Genomic DNA, 20,285 nt, shown 5'->3' on the forward strand with positions numbered 1-20,285 from the left:
ACTAGAGACTTATCATGGAAATTAAAACCTACAGAGCGAAGACCATGCAGCAGGCGCTCCAACTCGTGCGCAGCGAGCTGGGACCTGAAGCCAATGTGCTACACACGCGTGAGCTGAATTCTGGACTTATGAAGCGCATGCTGCTAGGTCGCCAATACGAAATTGCCGCGACACCAGCGACCGCGTTGGTGCATGCTTCACCCACAGAGCAGCAAGTCGCTAGCTTCGAGGTCGAAACACCCGACTTCGTTGTGCCGCTGCCAGTAGAGGTCGAACCTTCAATAGCGGTTGAATCGCCAGCCCAAGAATTTACCGGTGAGTATCGCCAGCGTTATCGCGACGACCTACTACGTGCCGACCGAAGAGTTGCGGAATTACAAGCGTTAGTCGAACAGCTACAAGAACAGCGTCCGGACGTTTCTCAAGCAGAGCTTCCCGCTCAGCTGTTCGAGCTGTTTACCGAACTTGTCGAGGCCGACCTGGAACCAGACACGGCTCGCGAGTTAATCGAGCGAGTTCGCACCCAAGAGGGAGTCGACCTCCACTCATCCCTGGCAGTACGAGCGCAGGTAGCGCGCATGATCGAGGCGGAGCTTCCAGTAACCGGCCCGATTGCGACTGGCCCAATTGTGACTGGCTCAGTTGCGACCGATCAGGCAAAGCCCCGCGTGGTAGCACTTGTAGGCCCTACAGGTGTGGGCAAGACCACAACCATCGCCAAGCTGGCGGCCGATTACCGTTTGAGAAAGGGTCTCAGCGTTGGCTTGATCACCGTAGACACGTATCGGATCGCAGCGGTCGAGCAACTCCGCACCTATGCTGAAATCATCGATTTGCCAATGGAGATTGTCTCTACGCCTCTGGAAATGCGAGCTGCCGTTGAAGCCTTTGCCGGGTACGATCTCGTGCTGCTCGATACCGCGGGCCGTTCGCCACGTGACGAAACCAAGGTCGCCGAATTGCAAACCGTGTTGGCAGAAGCAGAGCCTGATGAAGTGCAGCTTGTGCTCAGCGCCGTGAGCAGCGGCCCTAGTCTGGTCGCCACGGCAGAGCGATTTGCTCCGGTTGGCATTACTTCGTTGCTAGTGACCAAGCTAGACGAAGCGCTATCGCTGGGAAACATTCATTCGCTCGTTCGCAGTTCAAAATTGCCACTTAGCTACGTAACCAATGGGCAAAATGTGCCGGACGATATTCGTGTTGCCGAACCTCGCGAATTGGCCATGGCCATTTTGGGGATGCACGCGGAGTTCTAGCTAGAAACTCGTTCGGTATTTTCCGGGCGAGGCGTAGCTCGCGGGCTAGCTGTTTCCTAACAACCTAATACCTAATCCCCTAACACCTACCTAAATGCCCGATCAAGCTACTCAACTTCGCCAGCTGATTCGCGACGTGAAAACGAACCCTTCGCCAGGGATTGCGCTTCCGCCTGTGGTGGCAGTTGTTTCTGCACAATCGGGTGTCGAGACGGCACAGATCGCGTTTGAGCTGGCGACGGCCCTCTCGGCCATGCAGCGCAAAGTGTTGCTGGTGGGTGCCGATTCTTTCTATTGCCGCCCACCCGTCAACGACTTGCTTTCGATTGCTGCGGTCACAGATGTTAGCAAGCTCTACTCGATGCACGATGCGGGTCAGCTACCCGTTAGCGTGGACGTGGAAATGATGCTCGTCGATGGCGAAGACGCAGATCGCGCCCAGTGGCTACGCAACGCACACCAAATCGTGCTTGCGATGCCTCCGACCACCGAAGCAGTAGTGGAAAGCTACGCGCTTGTAAAACGTTTGGCCGAAGAAGGCGTGGTTACCCACGAGCAAATCCGCCCCATCTTGGTAGATTACGCTCCAGCAGCAGTGGCATCCAAATTACTAAAGCAATTCGCTAGCACTTGTGATCGATTCCTCAACTTGCGTGTTGCTAGCGGTAGCCTGCTAGGTGGCGTTGATCGTCAGCAAACGTTGCAAGCGACAGCAACCCTGGCGCACGAGCTAGCAACTGAGTGCCTGACGTCCGCTAATCGTCTGCCAAATGTACATCACACCGAAGCCAATCAGGAAATTCAGGAAAACTTACGAAATCAGCTCAACCCCATCCCGCAAAACTGACGAAGGAGAATAGTAGTCGATCTGTCGTGGCAATCACTGGTAAACTGCGGTGTCTGCAACGAGTTTAACGAGCGTTGGGTTTACCACCAACTTTCGCCGTGACTCCAACACAATAGGTCACAACCGCCTGAGGTACCTGCTCCAGTGGCCATCAAGTACGCAACCGTTCTGGCACTGACAGGCATGGCCGTAGTTTTGATTCGTTCGCTGCGAGGCGAGGCGAGTTTCGATACGGCGATTACCGAGGCTGCTTGCTGGATGGCATTTTTCGGAGTCGTTGGTTGCCTGATTGGCGCGATTGCCCAGGCCACCATCGATGAGTCGGTTCGCTTGCAAATGGAAAAGCAACTGGCACAACTGGACGCCACACCATCACAAAACGCATAACACGAAACACACGTTGCTGACCTCTCGCGAGATTCAGCCTGCGTGACTTATCAGAACATAACTATTCAAATCATACGGCGAGAAGGATTCTCGCTGGCCAAGCTTTCTTGAAGGCTGCTCAGCCCTCGGGGAAGACGATCACGGAGGATTGCATGGCATTGCTGGCTGCACGACAGAAGATGGCCCCCCAGGAAGAAATCGACCTGGTGTGGAACGAGTACAAAAAAGATCCTAGCAGCCGCGAAATGCGGAACAAGCTGGTGGAGAACTATCTCCCGCTCGTGAAGTACAACGGCGAACGCATCTGGTCGCGTCTGCCGGATGGTGTCGAACTTGACGATCTAATCTCCGCCGGTGTGTTTGGCCTGATGGATGCGATCAAGGCTTACGATCGCTCGCGTGGCGTGAAGTTCGAGACCTACTGCGTGCCGCGTATCCGCGGTGCTATGCTCGACGAACTTCGCAGCATGGACTGGGTGCCTCGCTTGGTTCGCTCCAAGGCCAGCAAGTTGGCTGCCGGCGTGAAGAAGTTGGAAACCGAGCACGGTCGCAGCCCCACGATTCATGAGCTGGCTGCTCACATGGAAATGACCGTGCCCGATCTGGAAAAGATGGTTCGCGAAGCAAATGCCGTCGGCCTGATCAGCTTGAACAAGAAATGGTACGAGACGGACAGCTACAAGGACGTCCGCGAGATCGACGTTCTCGAGGACAAGAAGGGCGAAGATCCGACACGCCGAATTCAGAAGTCCGACCTTATGCGATTAGTCACCAAGGGCTTGAATCGCAACGAACGCCTAATCATCATCCTTTACTACTATGAAGAGATGACGATGAAGGAAATCGGTGCCACGCTCGACCTGAGCGAAAGCCGCGTAAGCCAAATGCACTCGGCAATCGTGTCTCGACTCCAGGGCCAACTGGGTCGTCGCCGGCCTGAGTTTGGAACCTAGGAGATGAGAGACGAGAAGCCAGAGGAAAGAAATATCCAGGGCCGGAGTGCTAGAGCACTCCGGCTTTTTCGTGCGCCTAGTCACTCGTGAAATACGTTGAGACTTCGCTAGCCCGTGAGCTACGCCTCGCGCGGCAACTCTCTAGCGATTCTCCGCGCGAGGCGTAGCTCGCGGGCTATTTTCACGTTTCTCGTCGAAAAACCGCCAACTTCCGTGTGCCGAACAGTGGAATTTGACCGGTGTAGGCAATAGAATAGAGGCAGTCAAGAACCGGCACGATTTCAGGGCTCGTGCGGTTCTCTTTGTGGAATAGTGCAAATCACCGACTGCTGCCGGTCTGCCTTCGCGTAGATCGACCATTCTCATCGGTTAGTCAGAGGCCCCGCGGTTACCCTCGCGGTCGAAGGTTCGCACGTCAGGAGCAATCACAGATGCCGTATCACTGGCAATCGATTTTAAGAATCAACACCCAAGTTTCTCGCTTGCGGTCTGCCTCGAGCACAGCTGGGGGGCTTCGCCACGCATTAACGCTTGTCGAAATGCTGGTCGGCATGGCGATCACGCTGGTCATGATGGCCGCGGTCGTGAACCTGTTCGCCAACATCAGCGGCGGCGTGCGCGTGCGCCGCGCCGCCATCGAGATGGACAGCACCCTGCGTCAAGCTCGTAAGCAGCTCAAACGCGACCTCGCCGGCGCGACCTGCCCTGCGGTGCCCTGGCAGAACCCTGAATCGGGGAATGGGTACATCGAAATCATCGAAGGCCAGTGGTCGGATAGCAACCCGAGTTCGCTTGTTGATGGTGACATCAATGGGGCTAACGGCGAGCTCGATTACGCAACTTCACTCATTCCAACTAGTCAGCGAGTTGATACTTCGACCGGAAGTGTGACCGATGGAGGCGGACTTGGTGACTATGATGACATTCTTGCGTTGACAGTGCGGAGTTCCGGTGAGCCGTTTGTGGGCCCCGGACAAATTCAAAACGCGGGCGGCGTTTGGGTAGATGGCGCTACTGAATCGACAGAGGCCGAAGTCATTTGGTATTGCATTGAAAACCCAGCAGATGGATCACTCGGAGAAGCTGGGCTGCGGACCGTCTACCGGAGAACTCTGCTCATCGCTCCGTGGATTCCTCCAATTACGTTCCCAAACAATCCTGCTGAGTTCTTTCAGAAGTACGACATATCTGCTCACTTCGACATCACCTTGAATCAGTGGGTACCCAACACCCTGAGCGATCTGACGAAGCGTGAGAATCGTTTTTTCAGAAGCACGGCGTCAATCTTCCCGCACGTTTTACTGGACAAAGGAACCGGGTTTAGTGTTAACACTACGGTCAGTGCAAATGTGCAACGTAATCCCGCCGACAGCTATTCCGCTGATGCGACCGTCACGGCAATCACCGACTCCTTTGGACAAGTCTCAGGATACTCAGTGCAGGCTGATCAAGGAGGCGTATACGACAGGCTACCACTGATCAACATCCCTGGGGGTGCTACAGCCCCAACGGCGCGTCCCGTTATGCAGCGACTAGGCAGTAATCCTGATTCCTGGAAGATCGCCCACGTCACCAATGGCCCCTCACCTCTGACTTATGATCGCGAAGGCGAGGATGTCATCCTCAACGACGTACTAGCATGGGACGTTCGTGCCTTCGATCCAAGTGCACCGTTGATAAGTCGCAATGGAATCGTGCTAGCCCCCGGGGATTTTGGTTGGCAAGCGGTTGTGAAATCAGCTTCTGATACTTCGGGATTTGATACACCCGCCACTAACTCAGACCCAGCCCCTTATGCTTGGCGGACTGTCTATGATGGCTTAGTCGGTTACGGAGCGTTTGTCGATCTCGGGTGGTATGTGAATTTCGGCGAAAGATTGCCTGTAGCTCCAAGCTCTCCAATATTCTGGGGCAACATGGATCCTCGTTCTCAGCTCGCCAGCTTCACGCCACGTGTCTACGATACATGGTCCACCCACTACGAAGCCGATGGCCTCGACCAAGACAATAATTCGATTGCGGGACTTGAATGGCGGAATTCTGTCGACCAAGGCACCAACGGTTTCGACGACAATAATCAAGATGGTGTCGATGATGCTAGTGAGCGAGAAACCTCTCCGCCCTACGACGTCCCGCTCCCTGCGCTGAAAATCATCATGCGTTCCTACGAGCGCGACTCGCGCCAGATTCGGGAAACTTCAGTCACGCAGTCGTTTTAGGCTGTAGGTGTTTAGACTGTAGGCTGTAGGGCGCTAGGTGATTAGATTAACACCTCCAGCCCTAAAGCCTACAGCCTAACTCCCTACAGCCTCCCCTCCCCATGTTTCTCGCTCATTCTTTCCGCCTCCGGCACCCCTGGGATCAAGAGACCGGCGAAACGTGCGACTTCACGCGTTGGTCGCGGGGGTTCCACAAGCCGACCGGGCTGGAACCCAGCGACCGCATGTGGTTGGTCGTGTCAGGCTTGCCCGCGGGCTGCACGGTTGTCGTGAACGAGCAAGAACTTCCAGCACCTGCGGCCAACAAGCCGGGGCAGTATGAGGTGACCGAGCTGCTTGGCGATACGAACCGCATCGAGATCACGGTGCCTGCAGAGCACGAGCAACCGGTGCCATTCCCCTACGACGTGCGGTTGGGAATCGTCGGGTGCGAATAGGTCGGGTATACTCTGTGCTTACCTGCTCACTGTGATTGAACCTCAGAGAGCACATCTCCGCGCGAGGTGTACCTCGCGTGAAATTCCGTAACCATCTTCAAATCGGAAAGATCTGACATGCCGCTTCGCTACTTTTTAGTTCTCTTCTTTCTTGCATTAGCGACCTCAGCGAGTGCCAAGGAGACAGCATCCAAACACAACACGCTTACTTCTGAGCAAGCCGCCGAGGGTTGGATCTCGCTCTTCGATGGCGAGACGCTCTTCGGCTGGACACCCACAAGCGCTGCCAACTGGAGCGTGAAAGGCGGCACCATACACGTCGATAGCGGCAAGTCTGGCTTCCTCATGACGAATGCACAATTCGCCGACTTCGAGCTTGAAGTCGAGTATCGCTGCCCGCCGGAAACCAATAGTGGCATATTTCTGCGAGCGTCTCGCACACCGAAAGACGCAGCAGCCGATTGCATTGAGGTCAACATCGCGCCGCCTGAGGATGCTTCGCCTACCTCGCACTTGGTTGGTCGCGATACCATCTACGATAAGGAGCTCCCCCGTTTCGAAAAACTGGACAGCGGAGAGACGGTCAAACTGGACCCCTGGGATGGCAAATGGCACACACTGCGGATCGTAATTAAGCAGATGCCCGATGGCCCCGCCAGCACGAGCTTGCTGGCCGTCGTGCTAGATGGCGCTCCCCAGTCGCTCGCTACTATCTCGAAATCTACAACGGGACATATCGGCTTGCAGTTCCGCAGGGGGGAAATCGCGTTTCGCAACATTCGCCTGCGCCCGCTCTCCTTAGAATCAATCTTCGACGGAAAATCTCTCGCCGGCTGGAACACAGACAAAGCCGAGGCAAGCGAGTTCAAGATTACCGACCAAGGCGAACTGCAAGTGCTCAATGGTCGTGGCCAGCTTGAAAGCGACAAGTCCTACGGCGACTTTCTGATGCAGTTCGATTGCCGCGTCGATGGCGACGGGTTAAATACCGGCATGTTCTTCCGCTGCATCCCCGGCGATTTCATGATGGGCTACGAATGTCAAATCAGTAACGCCATGAAAGAGGGCGACGCGACTCAGCCGTTTGACTGCGGTACCGGCGGCTTCTTCCGTCGCCAGAACGCGAGACGCATCGTGGCGAAAGACCATGAGTGGTTCACACTCACGCTCAGCGCTACCGGCCCCCAGATGGCGGCTTGGGTGAACGGCCACCAGGTGAGCGACTGGACCGACGAACGCCAAGAACACGAGAACCCAAGAAAAGGACTGCGAACCAAGCCCGGCACATTGGCGATCCAGGGGCACGATCCGACGACGGACATCCGGTTCCGAAACGTGCGAATTGTGGAACTGCCTGAAACAAATGATCAATGACCAAGCCCAAATGACCAAACGCAAGCGGTTATTCAACGAACTTTGGTCATTGGCCGTTGGTCATTGGTCATTAACTCGCTGCCGCTTGTAACCCGGCAGAGTCCGAACCAAAATACTGTCTGTAATCTCTCAATTTGCCCATTCCTTTAGCGAGTTTTACGATGCCTAGTTGCGTTCTAGCTTATTCCGGCGGTTTGGACACCTCCGTCATTCTTGGTTGGCTTCAAGACGAAGGGTACGACGTACATGCCGTGTATGTCGACCTCGGCCAGCCCTGCGAGGATCGCAAGGCAATCATGCAGAAGGCGACCGACAACGGTGCCGTCTCGTCCCGCCTGATCGACGCTCGCGAAGAGCTGTGCCGCGATTTTGCTTTCCCTGTTTTGCAATGGCAGGCGAAATACGAAGGTATCTATCTGCTGGGCACTTCCATTGCTCGACCATTAATCTCCAAGGTGTGCTTGCAAGTTGCTCGCGAGGTGGGAGCGGTCGCCTACGCCCATGGTGCCACCGGCAAGGGCAACGATCAGTGCCGCTTTCAGCTGGCGGCTGAAGCACTTGATCCGAACGTGAAGATCATCGCGCCGTGGCGCATCGAAGAATTTCGCAATAGGTTCCCCGGCCGCACAGAGATGATCGACTATTGCGACGTAAAGAAAATTCCCGTGAAGGCGTCGATCGAGAAGCCTTACAGCTCTGATGAGAACTGCCTGCACATTAGCTACGAGGCGGGAAAGCTGGAAGAAGTGGAAGTCAACGGTCTGGAGATCGTGGACTTCGGCATGGGCGTTTCGCCGCAAGAAGCGCCGGACAAAGTCGAGGAAGTTACCATCGGTTTTGAGTCGGGTGTGCCTGTATCGATCGACGGCAAGGCGAAATCGCCACTGGAGATGGTCGAGGGCCTCAACGAAATCGCCGGACGCAACGGCGTGGGTCGGATTGACATCGTTGAGAATCGTTTCGTAGGCATGAAAAGCCGCGGCGTTTACGAATCACCCGGCATGACGGCGCTGTATGCCGCCCACCTCTCGCTGGAGCAACTCACGCTTGACCGCGATCTGGTACATCTGCGCGATCAGCTCGCCCCTGTGGTCGCCGAGATGGTGTACTACGGCTTTTGGTACGTCCCCAAGATGGACGCACTATTGGCGTTCATCAAGGAAGCTCAGCAACCGGTAACGGGCGAAGTGACGCTCGGACTTTACAAGGGCAACGTCATGATCCACAGCCGTACCAGTCCTAATAGTTTGTACGATGCGGAGATCGCCAGCATGGAAGGCGGCGGCAGCTATGACCAAACGGATGCGGAAGGGTTCCTAAGGATCATGGGCTTGCCGAGCCGAGTCGCAGGGACGGTGCAACCGCGGGAGTATTGAGGGGTTAGGCGGTAGCAGAATTGAACTTAGAGAAATATGCGGTCTATCAAGATCGTATTGATCGCAGAATTTTGGACAAGTAGCCAGCGGAGTCTTCCCCGAAGGGATTCGTACTATAGCCCAGGGCAACCGCCGCGAGCCTAAGCGAACAAGGGACGCCCTGGCTCAGGTTGCCACCAGCCGGAGCGACCTTCGACCTCGATTCAATTTTAACGCTGTGTGACACTTTATGCTCGGTCGATGATATGATGACACCCGTTTCCCAGGGTAGGCCAAAGCTCGCTGGGGCTCGCTGTTGCCCAACCCTGGGCTATGTTGCGCAACGCCTTCGGCGTAATTCGCCAGTTCAACTTTGACTGCTACAATCACGCACCGCCGAAGTCCCCCTCCTTATGTACGTCCTAGAAAACCCTGTCTTACAACGCGAGCTTGTATCCAACTTGCGCATGGCACGTAGCTTCTTGCTGCTGGCGGCGTACGTGGGATTGCTGGGACTGTTGGTTTATGCGGCTTGGCCGGGCGAGCAGACCCTAGACTTGGCTCGGCCGGATAAGGCCAAGAAGCTGGTAAATCTGTTCTTCTTCGGGCAGTACTTGCTGGTGTCGCTGATGACACCCAGCTTCGCCGCGGGGGCAATCACTGGGGAGAAAGAGCGGGAGAGCTTTGAAATGCTCATGGCCAGCCCCCTCAAGCCGGGTGCAATTGTCTTCGGGAAACTAGCCGCTTCGCTGACGCACTTAGCGATCTTAATGGTCTGCTCGCTACCGATCGTCATGCTTTGTTTGCCGTTAGGCGGCGTGTCACTATACGAAGTGTTTGCCGCATACATCGCGATGATTTCCTCGGTCGTGCTGTTCGGCATGATCAGCTTGTGGTGCAGCAGTTTTTTTGCTCGCACGAGCGCGGCGCTGGTGGTTTCCTATTTAATTCTGTTGCCGCTGGTGATGGTGGGTGTGCTGATTTGGCAAGCGTTTGAGCAGAATGCCGATTTACGGCTGGTAATCTTCACCACGCTCGTGCCCGTCGCCTGCTGCTCTGTTGCAGCGATGCTTTGGTACGACATTACGCGACGACTCTTGAGCAGCCAGGACTTGGGCTCCGAAGGGAAGCAGACAATCGACTTAGAGACCGAAGCCAAGGAAGCGGTCGGCCTGTATATCAATCGCGAAGATTGGCCCGACAGGATGTTTGCTCCGCCGAAGCGAACGACTTTCCTGCCGGAAAATGCCAACCCGATCTACGACAAGGAAATCCGCAGCGAAATCTTTAGCCAAGGCACACTCATGCTGCGGCTAGTGATTCAGATAAGCATGTTTCTGGCGCTGTTTGTCATGGCCGTCTGCCTGTACATACGTCCTCAGCACGCCCCGTGGTACATCGCTTACGTGCTCATGTTCAACCTGCTGGTGGGTCCTGTGTTCTCATCAGGTAGCGTAACCAGCGAGCGCGAGCGCCAAACGCTCGACCTGCTACTCACCACTCTCATTACGCCCTGGCAGATGTTGTGGGGAAAACTGCTCTCGGGCTTGCGTGTTTCGTCTGTGCTGACAAGTTTCCTGCTCTGGCCGGTGATTCTCGCGTGCATCATGCCGAGCGACTATTGGTCGAACCTGCCTACGATGGGCGGCTATTTGTTGATTGTGGCCTGCACGGCGTTAACTACCGCGATGGTGGCACTGTTTTGCTCGACGTTGTTCCACAAGTCGGCCACGGCGCTGATGTGTTCTTACCTTGTGCTGAGCACGCTGTTTCTCGCGCCAACGGCGGCCAATGTGTTCACAGGGATATTTCTCCCCAACTCGGATGCCGATGCTATCGCGGAAGTGACCCAAGTCACCAGCCCCTTTGCCGCCGCATTCAACTTGCCGCTCACGGTCACCAACAAGGAAGAGGTAGTTGCGAATACCGATCGCATAGACGTTCGCATTTTCTGGGGCTACCTGGCGTTTACGTTATTGCTCAATGGAGCTCTGCTACTGACCATGATGTGGCTGTTCAACGTACGCTGGCGAGTTTCTGAGTGATATCTACTTGAGGCAGTACCTAAAACGACAACCATGATCATCCTCCTTTCCCCCGCCAAGACGCTCGACTTCGAGTCTCCTTCGCCGGTCAAACAATCGACAAAGCCAGCCTTCCACAAAGATGCAAATCGGTTGGCCGCCCAGGGGAAGAAGCTCTCCGTTGCCGAGCTGCGCAAGCTGATGAGCATTAGCGAAAACCTTGGCGAGCAGGTTCAAGAGTATTTCGCTAATTGGTCGAAGCAAGCTGATACAGAGCGAGCGAAGCAGGCACTTTTCGCATTCCGCGGGGATGTCTATCGCGGCTTCAACGCGGACACACTAGAAGATAAAACGGTCGATTTCGCACAGCGGCACCTGCGGATTCTGTCGGGGCTCTATGGTGTGCTGCGACCGCTGGATCTCATGCAGCCTTATCGGCTAGAGATGGGGACCAAGCATGTTGGCAAGCATGGTAAGGACCTCTATGAGTACTGGGGCGACCGCATTGCCAGGGAGCTTGACCGTACGCTTGAGGAATTCGGAGATCGGCTTTTGATCAACTTGGCTTCGAACGAATACTTTAAAGCAGCACAAGCAAATCAAATCGACTGCCAGCTCGTCACGCCGGTTTTCAAAGAGTTGCACAAGGGCAAGTACCAAGTCCTGAGCTTCTTTGCCAAACCGGCACGCGGGATGATGGCTCGGTATTTGTGCGAGAAACAGATCGACTCGCTGGCTGGGCTGCGACGTTTTCGACGCGAAGGGTATCGCTACAACGCGGAACTTTCGACCGAGGACAAGCCAGTGTTTACGCGTCCCAAGCCGTGAACCAACGGGCAGCGCAGAGCTTGCCAATGCAGGCTCTCTGTGCGATGATCGACTTCAGAGCACTGCTTCCCTCCACGAGATCGTCCGATGTCACAAAAGCCCTCACCTAATCCGCAACCGACGCGTGACGAACTCGATTTGCTGCTCTACCAGTCGCGTATTGATCGCCCGGTGCGTATGAAAATCCCTGAGTTGAATCGGGAGGATCGGCCGCGCCACGTGATTTTCGGCCGGCAATTTAGTGTCGATATGCTGGAAAGCGTTGCAAGTACCGCAGACGAGATTCGACAGATTTCCAAGAGTCGTGAGGGGCAGGATTTTCTCATTAACTTGCTGCATCACAAACGGGCGATGTTGTACTTCACGCAGCCCTCGACGCGGACGTTTCTCTCGTTCATGTCGGCCTGCCAGATCCTTGGTATCACGTGCAACGAAGTTCGCAATCCGGCCACCTCGTCGGAAACGAAGGGCGAAACCCGTTTCGATTCGCTGAGAATGTTTAGCAGCTATTTCGATCTGATCATTATGCGCAGCCCGGTCGCTCGCCTGGCGGAGTCATGCGCCTATTTAATGAACGACCTGGAGACCTCCGGCAATCGCAGCGTGCCGATCATCAACGCCGGTTCGGGAGCAGATCAACATCCCACTCAAGCATTGCTGGACGTTTACACATTACAGCGGACCTTCCAGTTCACCGACCCGCGTGACTCGCCAATTTCAACACGCTTCGAGCAACTGGTACGCGACTACCCCAGTCTTTGCAAGGGACTATCCGGGAAAGTCTACGCCTTTTGCGGTGACATTGGCCGCGGGAGAACAGTGCGATCCCTTGCAACGCTGCTTGCTCACTACAAGAACGTGACCCTTGCGTTCGTTTCGCCCGATCACCCGAAGCTGGTCATGGGTGACGATTTGCGTCAGCACTTGCAAAATTGCAACGTGCAAATTCTTGAAGTTGATTCCTTAGAAGCCCCTCTGGAGGGGAAACCCCTGATCGAGCAACTCGACGCTTTGTATATGACACGTATTCAAAACGAGCACAATAACCAGGAAGATGAGGCCGCCTTCGCACAGATCGACTTCGGCCGTTACAAGCTCACAACTGGTTTGGTCGCGCGTATGAAACGCTATGCACCTATCTTGCATCCGTTTCCGCGAGATCAACATTTTAAGGAGATTCCAACCGAGATCGACGACGATCCTCGTGCGATGTACTTCCGTCAAGCACGTAATGGCATGTGGGCACGCGCTTCATTGCTTGCACACGTGTTTAGTGTCGAACATCAGATCTCGCGTTTCTTCCGCGATCAGTACGGAGACTGGCAAGGAACGGCTGGCACGCTGGAAGCAAGACTTGCCCGCTAAGCTAACCGGCTTCTGCAAAACCGCATCATGGCCCTGCTGATCGATGGCTACAATCTGTTGCACCAAGCTGGCATCTTCGGCCCTGGGAGAGGAGGGGCAAGTTTACAGAGATCGCGCGAGGCGTTGCTGCGTTTCCTCGCCGCCTCGATAGCTCCCCCAGAGCTGCCTCGAACAACCATCGTATTCGACGCTGCCGAAGCACCGCCTGGCTTGCCTCGAACGATCACACACACCGGGATGACCGTTCACTATGCGTCGGAATACGAAGATGCCGACGCAATGATCGAAGAACTGATCGCCGCGGACCATTCGCCACGAAAATTGCTGGTGGTCTCCAGCGATCATCGTTTGCAGCGTGCTGCCAGGAAACGCCGGGCGCCGTTCATCGATAGCGACGTTTGGTACGCCCAACTGATCCGTGATCGAGAGCGTCGCGGAAAATCAGCAGAGAAGCCAAGCCCCTCGAAACCGTCGGGCCAACTCTCCTCCAAAGAAGTCGAATATTGGCTTGAAGAATTTCAAGTCGAGGAGGGTGAGAAACCGCACAAATCACCGGACCGGCCAGCGAAGCCTCCAGCGGAGTTGCCGCTCGACAACCCCTTTCCTCCAGGCTACGCGGAGGATCTCTTCGATGACGAGAACGGAAGTGGTTAGCCGGCGAGCAAGCTCGACGTGAGAATCGCATTCGTTAGAACCCTACGTTCTCGACAGGTCTCACATTCACAGGTGAGTGCAGCCCGCGCGACAGCTTTCTCGCCGGCTAACGAGTCTTTTGCTTGGTGGGAAGCGAGATACTAAATATCGCTCCTCCGGCCTCGGGCGACTCAACTTTGATTATGCCGCCGTGCTCGCTCACAATCCGCCAGCACTTAGAGAGACCAAACCCGAGCCCTCGGCCCGCTTCGCGCCCCGAGTAGAACGGCTCGAACATGTGCTCGCGAATCTCTGGGGGAATTCCGGGGCCATCGTCTTCGACGAGGACCTTTGCTTGCTCTTTCTCAATTCGTGCTGAAAGCTTAATGTTACCGGCCGTGCCAATCGCTTCCAAAGAGTTGCGCACTAGCGCACCTATGGCGATTAGCAGTTGGGAACGATCCGCCTGAATAGTAGACGGCTCAGCTTTAACCACTAACTCAATGCCTACTTCGTGTAACTGAAGGACTTCCTTGGCTTCGTCTGCAGATTGCTTTATTAACGCTGCAAGATCGACTTCGGTGTACTCCAGCGCAGGGGGACGAGAGAAGAGCATGAGATCGGATATCATCTCGTGAGCTCGAAGCGATTGCTCGTTGATGGCTTCTATGGTGCGGCGGCGATCAGGGTCCTGCTCGTCCCGTAGTAACGCCTGGGCACGGGCTGAGATATTTGCAAGTGGGTTGTTGATCTCATGGCTCGCACCGTAGGCGAGTTCCTTCATGGCATCGAGCTTCGCACTCTCAAGTCTCGCTTCGAATTCTGGGCTGGCCTGGCTCATGATCTCAATCATATCGTGTAGAAACATCGTGTAGAGACATAGCGCAAAAAAATCCCCCGGCTAGGCCGAGGGGGGAGCGAGTTCGTCAAATTTACTTGCGTCTGGCTGCTTAACAAGTCACTAAGCTACTTTGCTGGCATGACTTCGACTTCCAGCAGTTGGCAAATCTTGGCGACAAGCGTATCCACATCAAACGGCTTTTTCATGAATTCGTTCGCACCTGCCTCGTGGAGCTCCTGAATCTTGTCTGCCTCGACCATGCCTGAAATACAAATGACGCGCACCTCGTCCATGCTCTTCTGCGAACGAACCAAACGGCAAACTTCTTTTCCGTTGATATCGGGTAGCATGACGTCCAGCACGATCAAATCAGGCGTGAATTCCTTGATTTGCATGCCTGCACCGAAGCCATTGTTCACGCTACGAACTTCGAATCGACCATCGCGTTCAATCGCATCGACAATCAATTCGACCAAATCTTCATCATCGTCGACGACGAGGATTTTGCGTTTACCGCTGTCAAGTGCATCGGTTGGGATGCCGTTGTCGCGCATAAACGAGTAGAGCTGCTCACGCGGAATGCGGCGGAAGCGACTGCCGGGAACTCGAAATCCCTTGAGTTGCCCCGAGTCGAAGCAACGGATAATCGTTTGCTGGCTAACTTTGCAGATCTTCGCTGCTTCGCCAGTTGTAAATACAGTTTTCATGACAAAACCACCTCTCTCCTTAGTCGATGGTTGGAGGCGTTAACGATCGATGCCACCGTGACCCTAGTTGTGGTAAACCTACGCCCATCTGTGCCAGTTTGTTAACCGGCAAGACAAAGCCTGCAATTGAGTTTCAATGACATGCGATCAATGGGCTTCGCTCGCGGACCACGGGCTAAGCTAGTTGAGTGCTCTAGGTCATGTAGCGTCCGCCACGTCCCCGGCACCTTAGTCCCCCGGGTATACGCAGACCCTCAATCCTTCCGATGCCAACTCAAAGTATCGAAGCTCTTCAGACGGTAATATCCGCCGGAACAGCCAATTCCCCCTGAATTGCCAACTGCGGAATTATAACGGGCTGAAAGGTCGCGTCAACATCGGTTGTAAATCCGTAAATCTTTGGTAGAGAACACTTTACAGCGAAATAGCGGTTTGAGTTCTATTTTTCCCAAAAACCGCAGATTGGCAGATTCACCGAGAAAGCGTGACAATCGCGAGGAGACAGCAAGAGAAAGTTGGGCTCTCTGCACCATTGGCCGAGCGTCTCAGCGGTCGAGGTAAACCATCAGCAATGCTATATCTGCTGGCGTAACACCACTGATGCGGCTGGCCTGCGATAGATCCGCTGGCCGAATCTGCGTGAGCTTCTCACGCGCTTCGGCGCGCAACTGAGAAACTTTCTCGTAGTCGAAGCTTCCGGGAATGCGCTTCGCTGAGAGACGCGATTGGCGATCGATTTCTACCTGCTGGCGCGCAATGTAGCCGGCGTACTTCACGTCGTTCAACACTTGAGTGCTTGCGTCGTGGGCAAGGCTAGCGAGTTCGGGCAGTTGCTCGACCATGTCCGACCACTCGACTTCTGGTCGGCGAAGATACTTCGACAACGGGGAGCCTTGATAGTAAGTATTTTCCAGCAGATTTGTAGCACTTTCTACGGCAGATACTTTTTCTTCCAAACGTAGTCGACGATCTTCCCCAACTAGGCCGAGCTTTGCAGCGAGCGGGGTAAGGCGTCGGTCCGCGTTGTCCTGTCGTAATAGCAGACGGTACTCCGCGCGACTCGTGAACATGCGATAGGGTTCATCAACGCCACAAGTCACAAGATCGTCGATCAGCACGCCGATATAGGATTGATCCCGCGTGAGCACCAGTGGCTGGCGACTAGCAAGCTTGAGAGCTGCGTTTGCTCCGGCGACGAGTCCTTGGGCTCCGGCTTCCTCGTAGCCTGTAGTTCCGTTGATCTGGCCTGCTAGATAGAGCCCTCCGGCGAGTTTCGATTCCAGCGTGTTGGTGAGCTGATCGGGCGGAGCAAAGTCGTACTCCACGGCATAGCCGTAACGCATGATCTCTGCGTTTTCTAGCCCTGGAATCAGCCGGAACATAGCGTCCTGCACGTCCCTCGGTAGGCTCGTGGACACGCCGTTTACGTAGACTTCCAGCGTATTGCGGCCCTCGGGTTCTAAGAACAACTGATGCTGCGACTTATCGGCGAAGCGAACGATTTTATCTTCGATGGAAGGGCAATAGCGGGGACCGTTGCTATCAATCTGGCCGGAGTACATGGGTGCCCGCGATAGATTGTCGCGGATGAGTTGGTGTACCTGCTCGTTCGTGTAAGTAATATGACAGGGCATCTGTTCGACAGAGAGCGTATCGTTCAAGAACGAAAACGGCTGGGGGGCATCGTCGCCGGGCTGTAGTTCAGTCTTTGAGTAATCGATCGTGCGACCATTTAGCCGTGGCGGGGTGCCCGTCTTAAATCGCTGGAGCCGCATGCCTAGTCGCTCGAGTGCTCCGCTGATGCCGCTACTGGTTCCTTCGCCCGCCCGACCGCCGGAGGTTTTCTCTTCGCCAGTGTGCATTAGCGCTTGCAAAAAAGTGCCCGTAGTGAGAATCACCGCGGGCGCTTCGTAGGTGACATCGCCACGGACACGTACGCCAACAATACGCTGCTGACCATTGATTTTTTCTAGCAACAAGTCCTCGACCGCTTCTTGTCGCAGCGTGAGGTTGGGTTGCTCTTCGACCATGCGCTTAACCTGTGCCTGGTAGAGTTTCTTGTCCGCCTGCGCTCGCGGACTGTGCATGGCGGGGCCCTTGCGGCGGTTGAGCATGCGGAACTGAATACCCGTGGCATCAATCGCCTGGCCTATTGCTCCGCCGAGCGCGTCGATCTCCCGCACGATCTGTCCCTTGCCCACCCCTCCGATGGCCGGGTTGCAACTCATCTGGCCTACGGTGTCGCAATTAGTGGTGAGCAATGCCGTGCGGGCCCCCAAACGGGACGACGCTAAGGCAGCTTCTGTGCCTGCATGGCCAGCGCCAATCACTATGACGTCGTATTGGTAGGCCGTCTGGTAGGTTCGTGCTGGCATGCATTTACCCTAACCGGGCAGTGGGTTTGCTGAAAGTCCGCAGTCGGCGGATTCTGACATCTGCCGAACCTTTAGTCACGTTCATTCGTATTCACGCTGGGCCCTGGGGCAAGGCTCGGCTAAGATAGAACGCCGCTCAGCACAATACCTTGAACCAACGTCTGTACCCGTGAGCTGCTTTGCAGCGGGAGTCCCCAAATGACACGCCCTATTTCTTTGCTGCTTTCCGCCCTTCTGTTCACAACAATCCTCGGTTGCGCCTCCACGCCAACCCAGGCTCAGGGGGGACGCTTACTGGGAATCGGAAATAAAGCCATCGGTGGCGGCGCGTTGACTTGGTCGGACGAGGTCATCTACAACGGCTGGCGGATTCAAAAGCACGCTGTCATTGGCCATTACCGCCTGCTTGACCCCAAGGGCTACAAGGTTGCGATTGGGTCGTTTGAAAACTGCGAAGAGAAATTCTACGAAGCGCGCCGTGATCAGGCGATTCCTGAACTGCCCAAGCACGTTGTCATAGTGATCCACGGACTAGGGGCAACTCGGAATTACATGCAAGGGTTGGCCGACGAACTCACGGAGAAGGGCAACTTTGCCACGGTCAACGTTGGCTACCCTTCGACGATGGGAAAGATCGAAGACCATAGCGACTCCCTCGCGAGTGTAATTCGACATCTCGAAGGAGTAGAGACCATCGACTTCGTGGCCCACAGCATGGGCAACATTGTGACGAGGCACTACCTCTACGATTTGTCTCAACTTCCTGAGGACCAGCGGCCGAAAGTCAAATTCCGTCGCATGGTGATGATCTCACCACCAAACCACGGTGCTGGCATGGCCAACAAGTGGGCAGGCAACAAGCTGGCTCAAATGTTTGCCGGCGAACCGCTCAATCAGTTAGCTCCCGACCTAGGCTGGCCTGAGCTGGAGAAGCAACTGGTTACGCCCGACTTTGAATTCGGCGTCCTAGCCGGTGGAAAAGGCGATGAGGAAGGCTATCTCGCCTCCATCCCAGGCGACGACGACGCATTGCTAAGCGTGGAAACCATGAAGCTGGCAGGCGCCAACGACTTCATCCAGGTGAAGGGCATTCACCAGTTGATGGCCAAGTACAAGTCGGTGCGAGAGAATACCCTAAATTACTTGCAGAACGGCTATTTCCATACCGCTGAGACGCGCCAGCCGATCAACTGATCGCCCAAGTTCATTGCCGTCTGAATAGCTTCGCCTTCGGCTTCTGCGGTCATGTTCTCGTAGCAAGCAGGGCAGCTAGGAAACGCTACGCAACAAATCATGTTGAGCAGTCGATTGCTGTTGAGATGGGGCTCAATGTAGTGACTCTTGCCGACATCACGAGTCATGGTGATCTGGCACAATTTGTTATAATACTGCCCCAGTCGATTTGCGTTGATGCCCGTGACGCCGATTGAATTACGACCGTACATCGAATATTTCGGCCAGTTCATCAATGTTTTATCCGCTTCGTTGCGCGTGCTGAGCACCTTTTCTGAAGCAACGAATGATTGCCCGTAGCGGCGTCCGGGCAGCATCGCATCGTTGTCGAAAGCACCTGAGATGATTGCTAGGCGCAGGTTATCCTTTTCGATTGGTTGGCTCCCCTCGAGCGCCAAGCAACGGAGGCTACCGCCTCCTAAGTAGTGAGCCCCAGCAGCGGCTATGATTCCGCCATAACTATGCCCGCCGAGTGTCACCCGTTCGCTGAAGGTCATTCTCTGAGCGAACTTTGCCATGTAGTACCCTTGGTACTCCGCGTATTTGAATTTGGCCTTCAGATTCTTTTCAACCAATTGTCGTGGCTTGAGAATGGGCCTCTTGAAAGCCACTTGAGCTGGCCAAGACCAGTAGACCAGTCGCTTCTTACCTGGGCAACACTTGAGTTTGCATTGCACGAGCCACATTTGCTTCAACGCACCTTTATGTTGGAGCGTGTTGCCATGGGAAAATAACATCGTGGGCATCGGATTGGCTTGTTCATGTGCGAGAAACGACTCATACGTTTCTCGAACCCAAGTGCAACACTCCCGGTCGTAGCGTTTGATGGAGATGCGCTCAAATCCTGCGTCCAGCCCGCAACACTTTGGCAAACAACGAGTGTTCACGAGCCACAACTCTGGCGCCTCGTGGCAGCAGCTCAAGCAGTTATTGCACAGGTCACAGATATCGCATTGGTCTGGCGTGCAATATTGGGCCGTTGCTGCTGACGAAAGCGTACTCGCAATCAGGCCGCAAACTATTAGACAAGCGGCTGTGCGGAGGGCGAGAGTTGCGAGACGGTTATCCATGACTGTACTTCCTGCTAGCAATCACGTGGTTGTAGGTGGGAAGCCTTGGCCCGGGTCAGCAGCGGATCTTCGTGAATCCTTGCTGCGGTGCATCTCAATCAGCGCACCGCGTGCCGGGCTTCGGCTCTGCACAACCCTACAACCTGAAACCCACTGGGTAGGGCGATTACCGGCAATCAAACTGAGAAAACTGCGGTCCTTTTCTTGTGCAAACCTTGCGAAAGTCACGTCCCCAAATTTTCAGGAAAGACTGAAGTTGCGAGCCAGACGGCGCGGCAACCTAGGCAGTCTAGCGAAGGCAAACGCTTCGTAGAGGTCTTACTGGGGCTACCGATCATCGGAGGTCGATTAGACCGATAATAGGAACTTTCTAACCTCACT

17 protein-coding genes are annotated in these 20,285 nt (G+C 55.1%); 13 read left to right on the top strand and 4 right to left on the bottom strand.

The annotated features are described in order from the left end of the window. The first annotated feature begins 14 nt into the window (after positions 1-14). The 12 genes from flhF to HG15A2_RS16160 all read left to right on the top strand — a co-directional run bounded on the left by flhF (position 15) and on the right by HG15A2_RS16160 (position 13,699). Complete coding sequence (gene flhF / locus HG15A2_RS16105; protein ID WP_145061302.1) at positions 15-1,256, top strand: flagellar biosynthesis protein FlhF; 1,242 nt, start codon at positions 15-17, stop codon at positions 1,254-1,256. A gap of 94 nt (positions 1,257-1,350) precedes the next feature. Further along, positions 1,351-2,103 carry a MinD/ParA family ATP-binding protein gene (locus HG15A2_RS16110; RefSeq protein ID WP_145061304.1) on the top strand — a complete coding sequence of 251 codons (753 nt, stop codon included), beginning with the start codon at positions 1,351-1,353 and terminating at the stop codon, positions 2,101-2,103. Positions 2,104-2,247: 144 nt separating this feature from the next. Then, complete coding sequence (locus HG15A2_RS16115; RefSeq protein ID WP_145061306.1) at positions 2,248-2,490, top strand: hypothetical protein; 243 nt, start codon at positions 2,248-2,250, stop codon at positions 2,488-2,490. A gap of 152 nt (positions 2,491-2,642) precedes the next feature. Continuing rightward, positions 2,643-3,443, top strand: a complete 801-nt coding sequence (locus HG15A2_RS16120; protein ID WP_246117761.1) for a FliA/WhiG family RNA polymerase sigma factor — start codon at positions 2,643-2,645, stop codon at positions 3,441-3,443. Between the two features lie 482 nt (positions 3,444-3,925). Next, complete coding sequence (locus HG15A2_RS16125; RefSeq protein WP_218932015.1) at positions 3,926-5,662, top strand: PulJ/GspJ family protein; 1,737 nt, start codon at positions 3,926-3,928, stop codon at positions 5,660-5,662. A gap of 101 nt (positions 5,663-5,763) precedes the next feature. Continuing rightward, complete coding sequence (locus HG15A2_RS16130) at positions 5,764-6,099, top strand: hypothetical protein (protein WP_145061310.1); 336 nt, start codon at positions 5,764-5,766, stop codon at positions 6,097-6,099. Positions 6,100-6,216: 117 nt separating this feature from the next. Next, the gene (locus tag HG15A2_RS16135) at positions 6,217-7,473 is read left to right on the top strand and encodes a 3-keto-disaccharide hydrolase (protein WP_145061312.1); all 1,257 of its coding nucleotides are present in this window, start codon (positions 6,217-6,219) and stop codon (positions 7,471-7,473) included. A gap of 161 nt (positions 7,474-7,634) precedes the next feature. Further along, a complete protein-coding gene (locus tag HG15A2_RS16140) occupies positions 7,635-8,849 on the top strand; it encodes an argininosuccinate synthase (RefSeq protein WP_145061314.1) in 1,215 nt (404 codons plus the stop codon). 392 nt (positions 8,850-9,241) lie between these two features. Further along, positions 9,242-10,873 carry an ABC transporter permease gene (locus HG15A2_RS16145; RefSeq protein ID WP_145061316.1) on the top strand — a complete coding sequence of 544 codons (1,632 nt, stop codon included), beginning with the start codon at positions 9,242-9,244 and terminating at the stop codon, positions 10,871-10,873. A 33-nt stretch (positions 10,874-10,906) separates the two neighbouring features. Next, a complete protein-coding gene (yaaA, locus tag HG15A2_RS16150; RefSeq protein WP_145061318.1) occupies positions 10,907-11,680 on the top strand; it encodes a peroxide stress protein YaaA in 774 nt (257 codons plus the stop codon). 87 nt (positions 11,681-11,767) lie between these two features. Then, entirely contained in the window at positions 11,768-13,045 is a 1,278-nt protein-coding gene (locus HG15A2_RS16155; protein ID WP_145061319.1) for an aspartate/ornithine carbamoyltransferase family protein, read from the top strand. 27 nt (positions 13,046-13,072) lie between these two features. Next, entirely contained in the window at positions 13,073-13,699 is a 627-nt protein-coding gene (locus HG15A2_RS16160) for an NYN domain-containing protein (RefSeq protein ID WP_145061321.1), read from the top strand. Positions 13,700-13,805: 106 nt separating this feature from the next. Here the strand turns inward: HG15A2_RS16160 and HG15A2_RS16165 are convergent, their stop codons facing one another. The 3 genes from HG15A2_RS16165 to mnmG all read right to left on the bottom strand — a co-directional run bounded on the left by HG15A2_RS16165 (position 13,806) and on the right by mnmG (position 17,601). Then, on the bottom strand, positions 13,806-14,546 hold the full coding sequence (locus HG15A2_RS16165) for a sensor histidine kinase (protein WP_145061323.1): 741 nt from the start codon (positions 14,544-14,546) through the stop codon (positions 13,806-13,808). Positions 14,547-14,644: 98 nt separating this feature from the next. Further along, positions 14,645-15,226: a response regulator gene (locus HG15A2_RS16170; protein ID WP_145061326.1), complete on the bottom strand. Its 582-nt coding sequence runs from the start codon at positions 15,224-15,226 to the stop codon at positions 14,645-14,647. A 545-nt stretch (positions 15,227-15,771) separates the two neighbouring features. Further along, positions 15,772-17,601: a tRNA uridine-5-carboxymethylaminomethyl(34) synthesis enzyme MnmG gene (mnmG, locus tag HG15A2_RS16175; RefSeq protein WP_145061328.1), complete on the bottom strand. Its 1,830-nt coding sequence runs from the start codon at positions 17,599-17,601 to the stop codon at positions 15,772-15,774. Positions 17,602-17,799: 198 nt separating this feature from the next. On the opposite strand from mnmG, the gene HG15A2_RS16180 reads away from it, so the two are divergent. Beyond that, positions 17,800-18,795 (top strand): esterase/lipase family protein, encoded by a 996-nt coding sequence (locus HG15A2_RS16180; protein WP_145061330.1) that lies wholly within the window; start codon positions 17,800-17,802, stop codon positions 18,793-18,795. On the opposite strand, the gene HG15A2_RS16185 is transcribed toward HG15A2_RS16180, so the two are convergent. Next, positions 18,756-19,904, bottom strand: a complete 1,149-nt coding sequence (locus tag HG15A2_RS16185; protein WP_145061332.1) for a hypothetical protein — start codon at positions 19,902-19,904, stop codon at positions 18,756-18,758. The genes HG15A2_RS16180 and HG15A2_RS16185 overlap by 40 nt on opposite strands. Positions 19,905-20,285: the final 381 nt, after the last annotated feature.

The sequence above is a fragment of the Adhaeretor mobilis genome, assembly GCF_007741515.1.
Classification (GTDB): domain Bacteria; phylum Planctomycetota; class Planctomycetia; order Pirellulales; family Lacipirellulaceae; genus Adhaeretor; species Adhaeretor mobilis.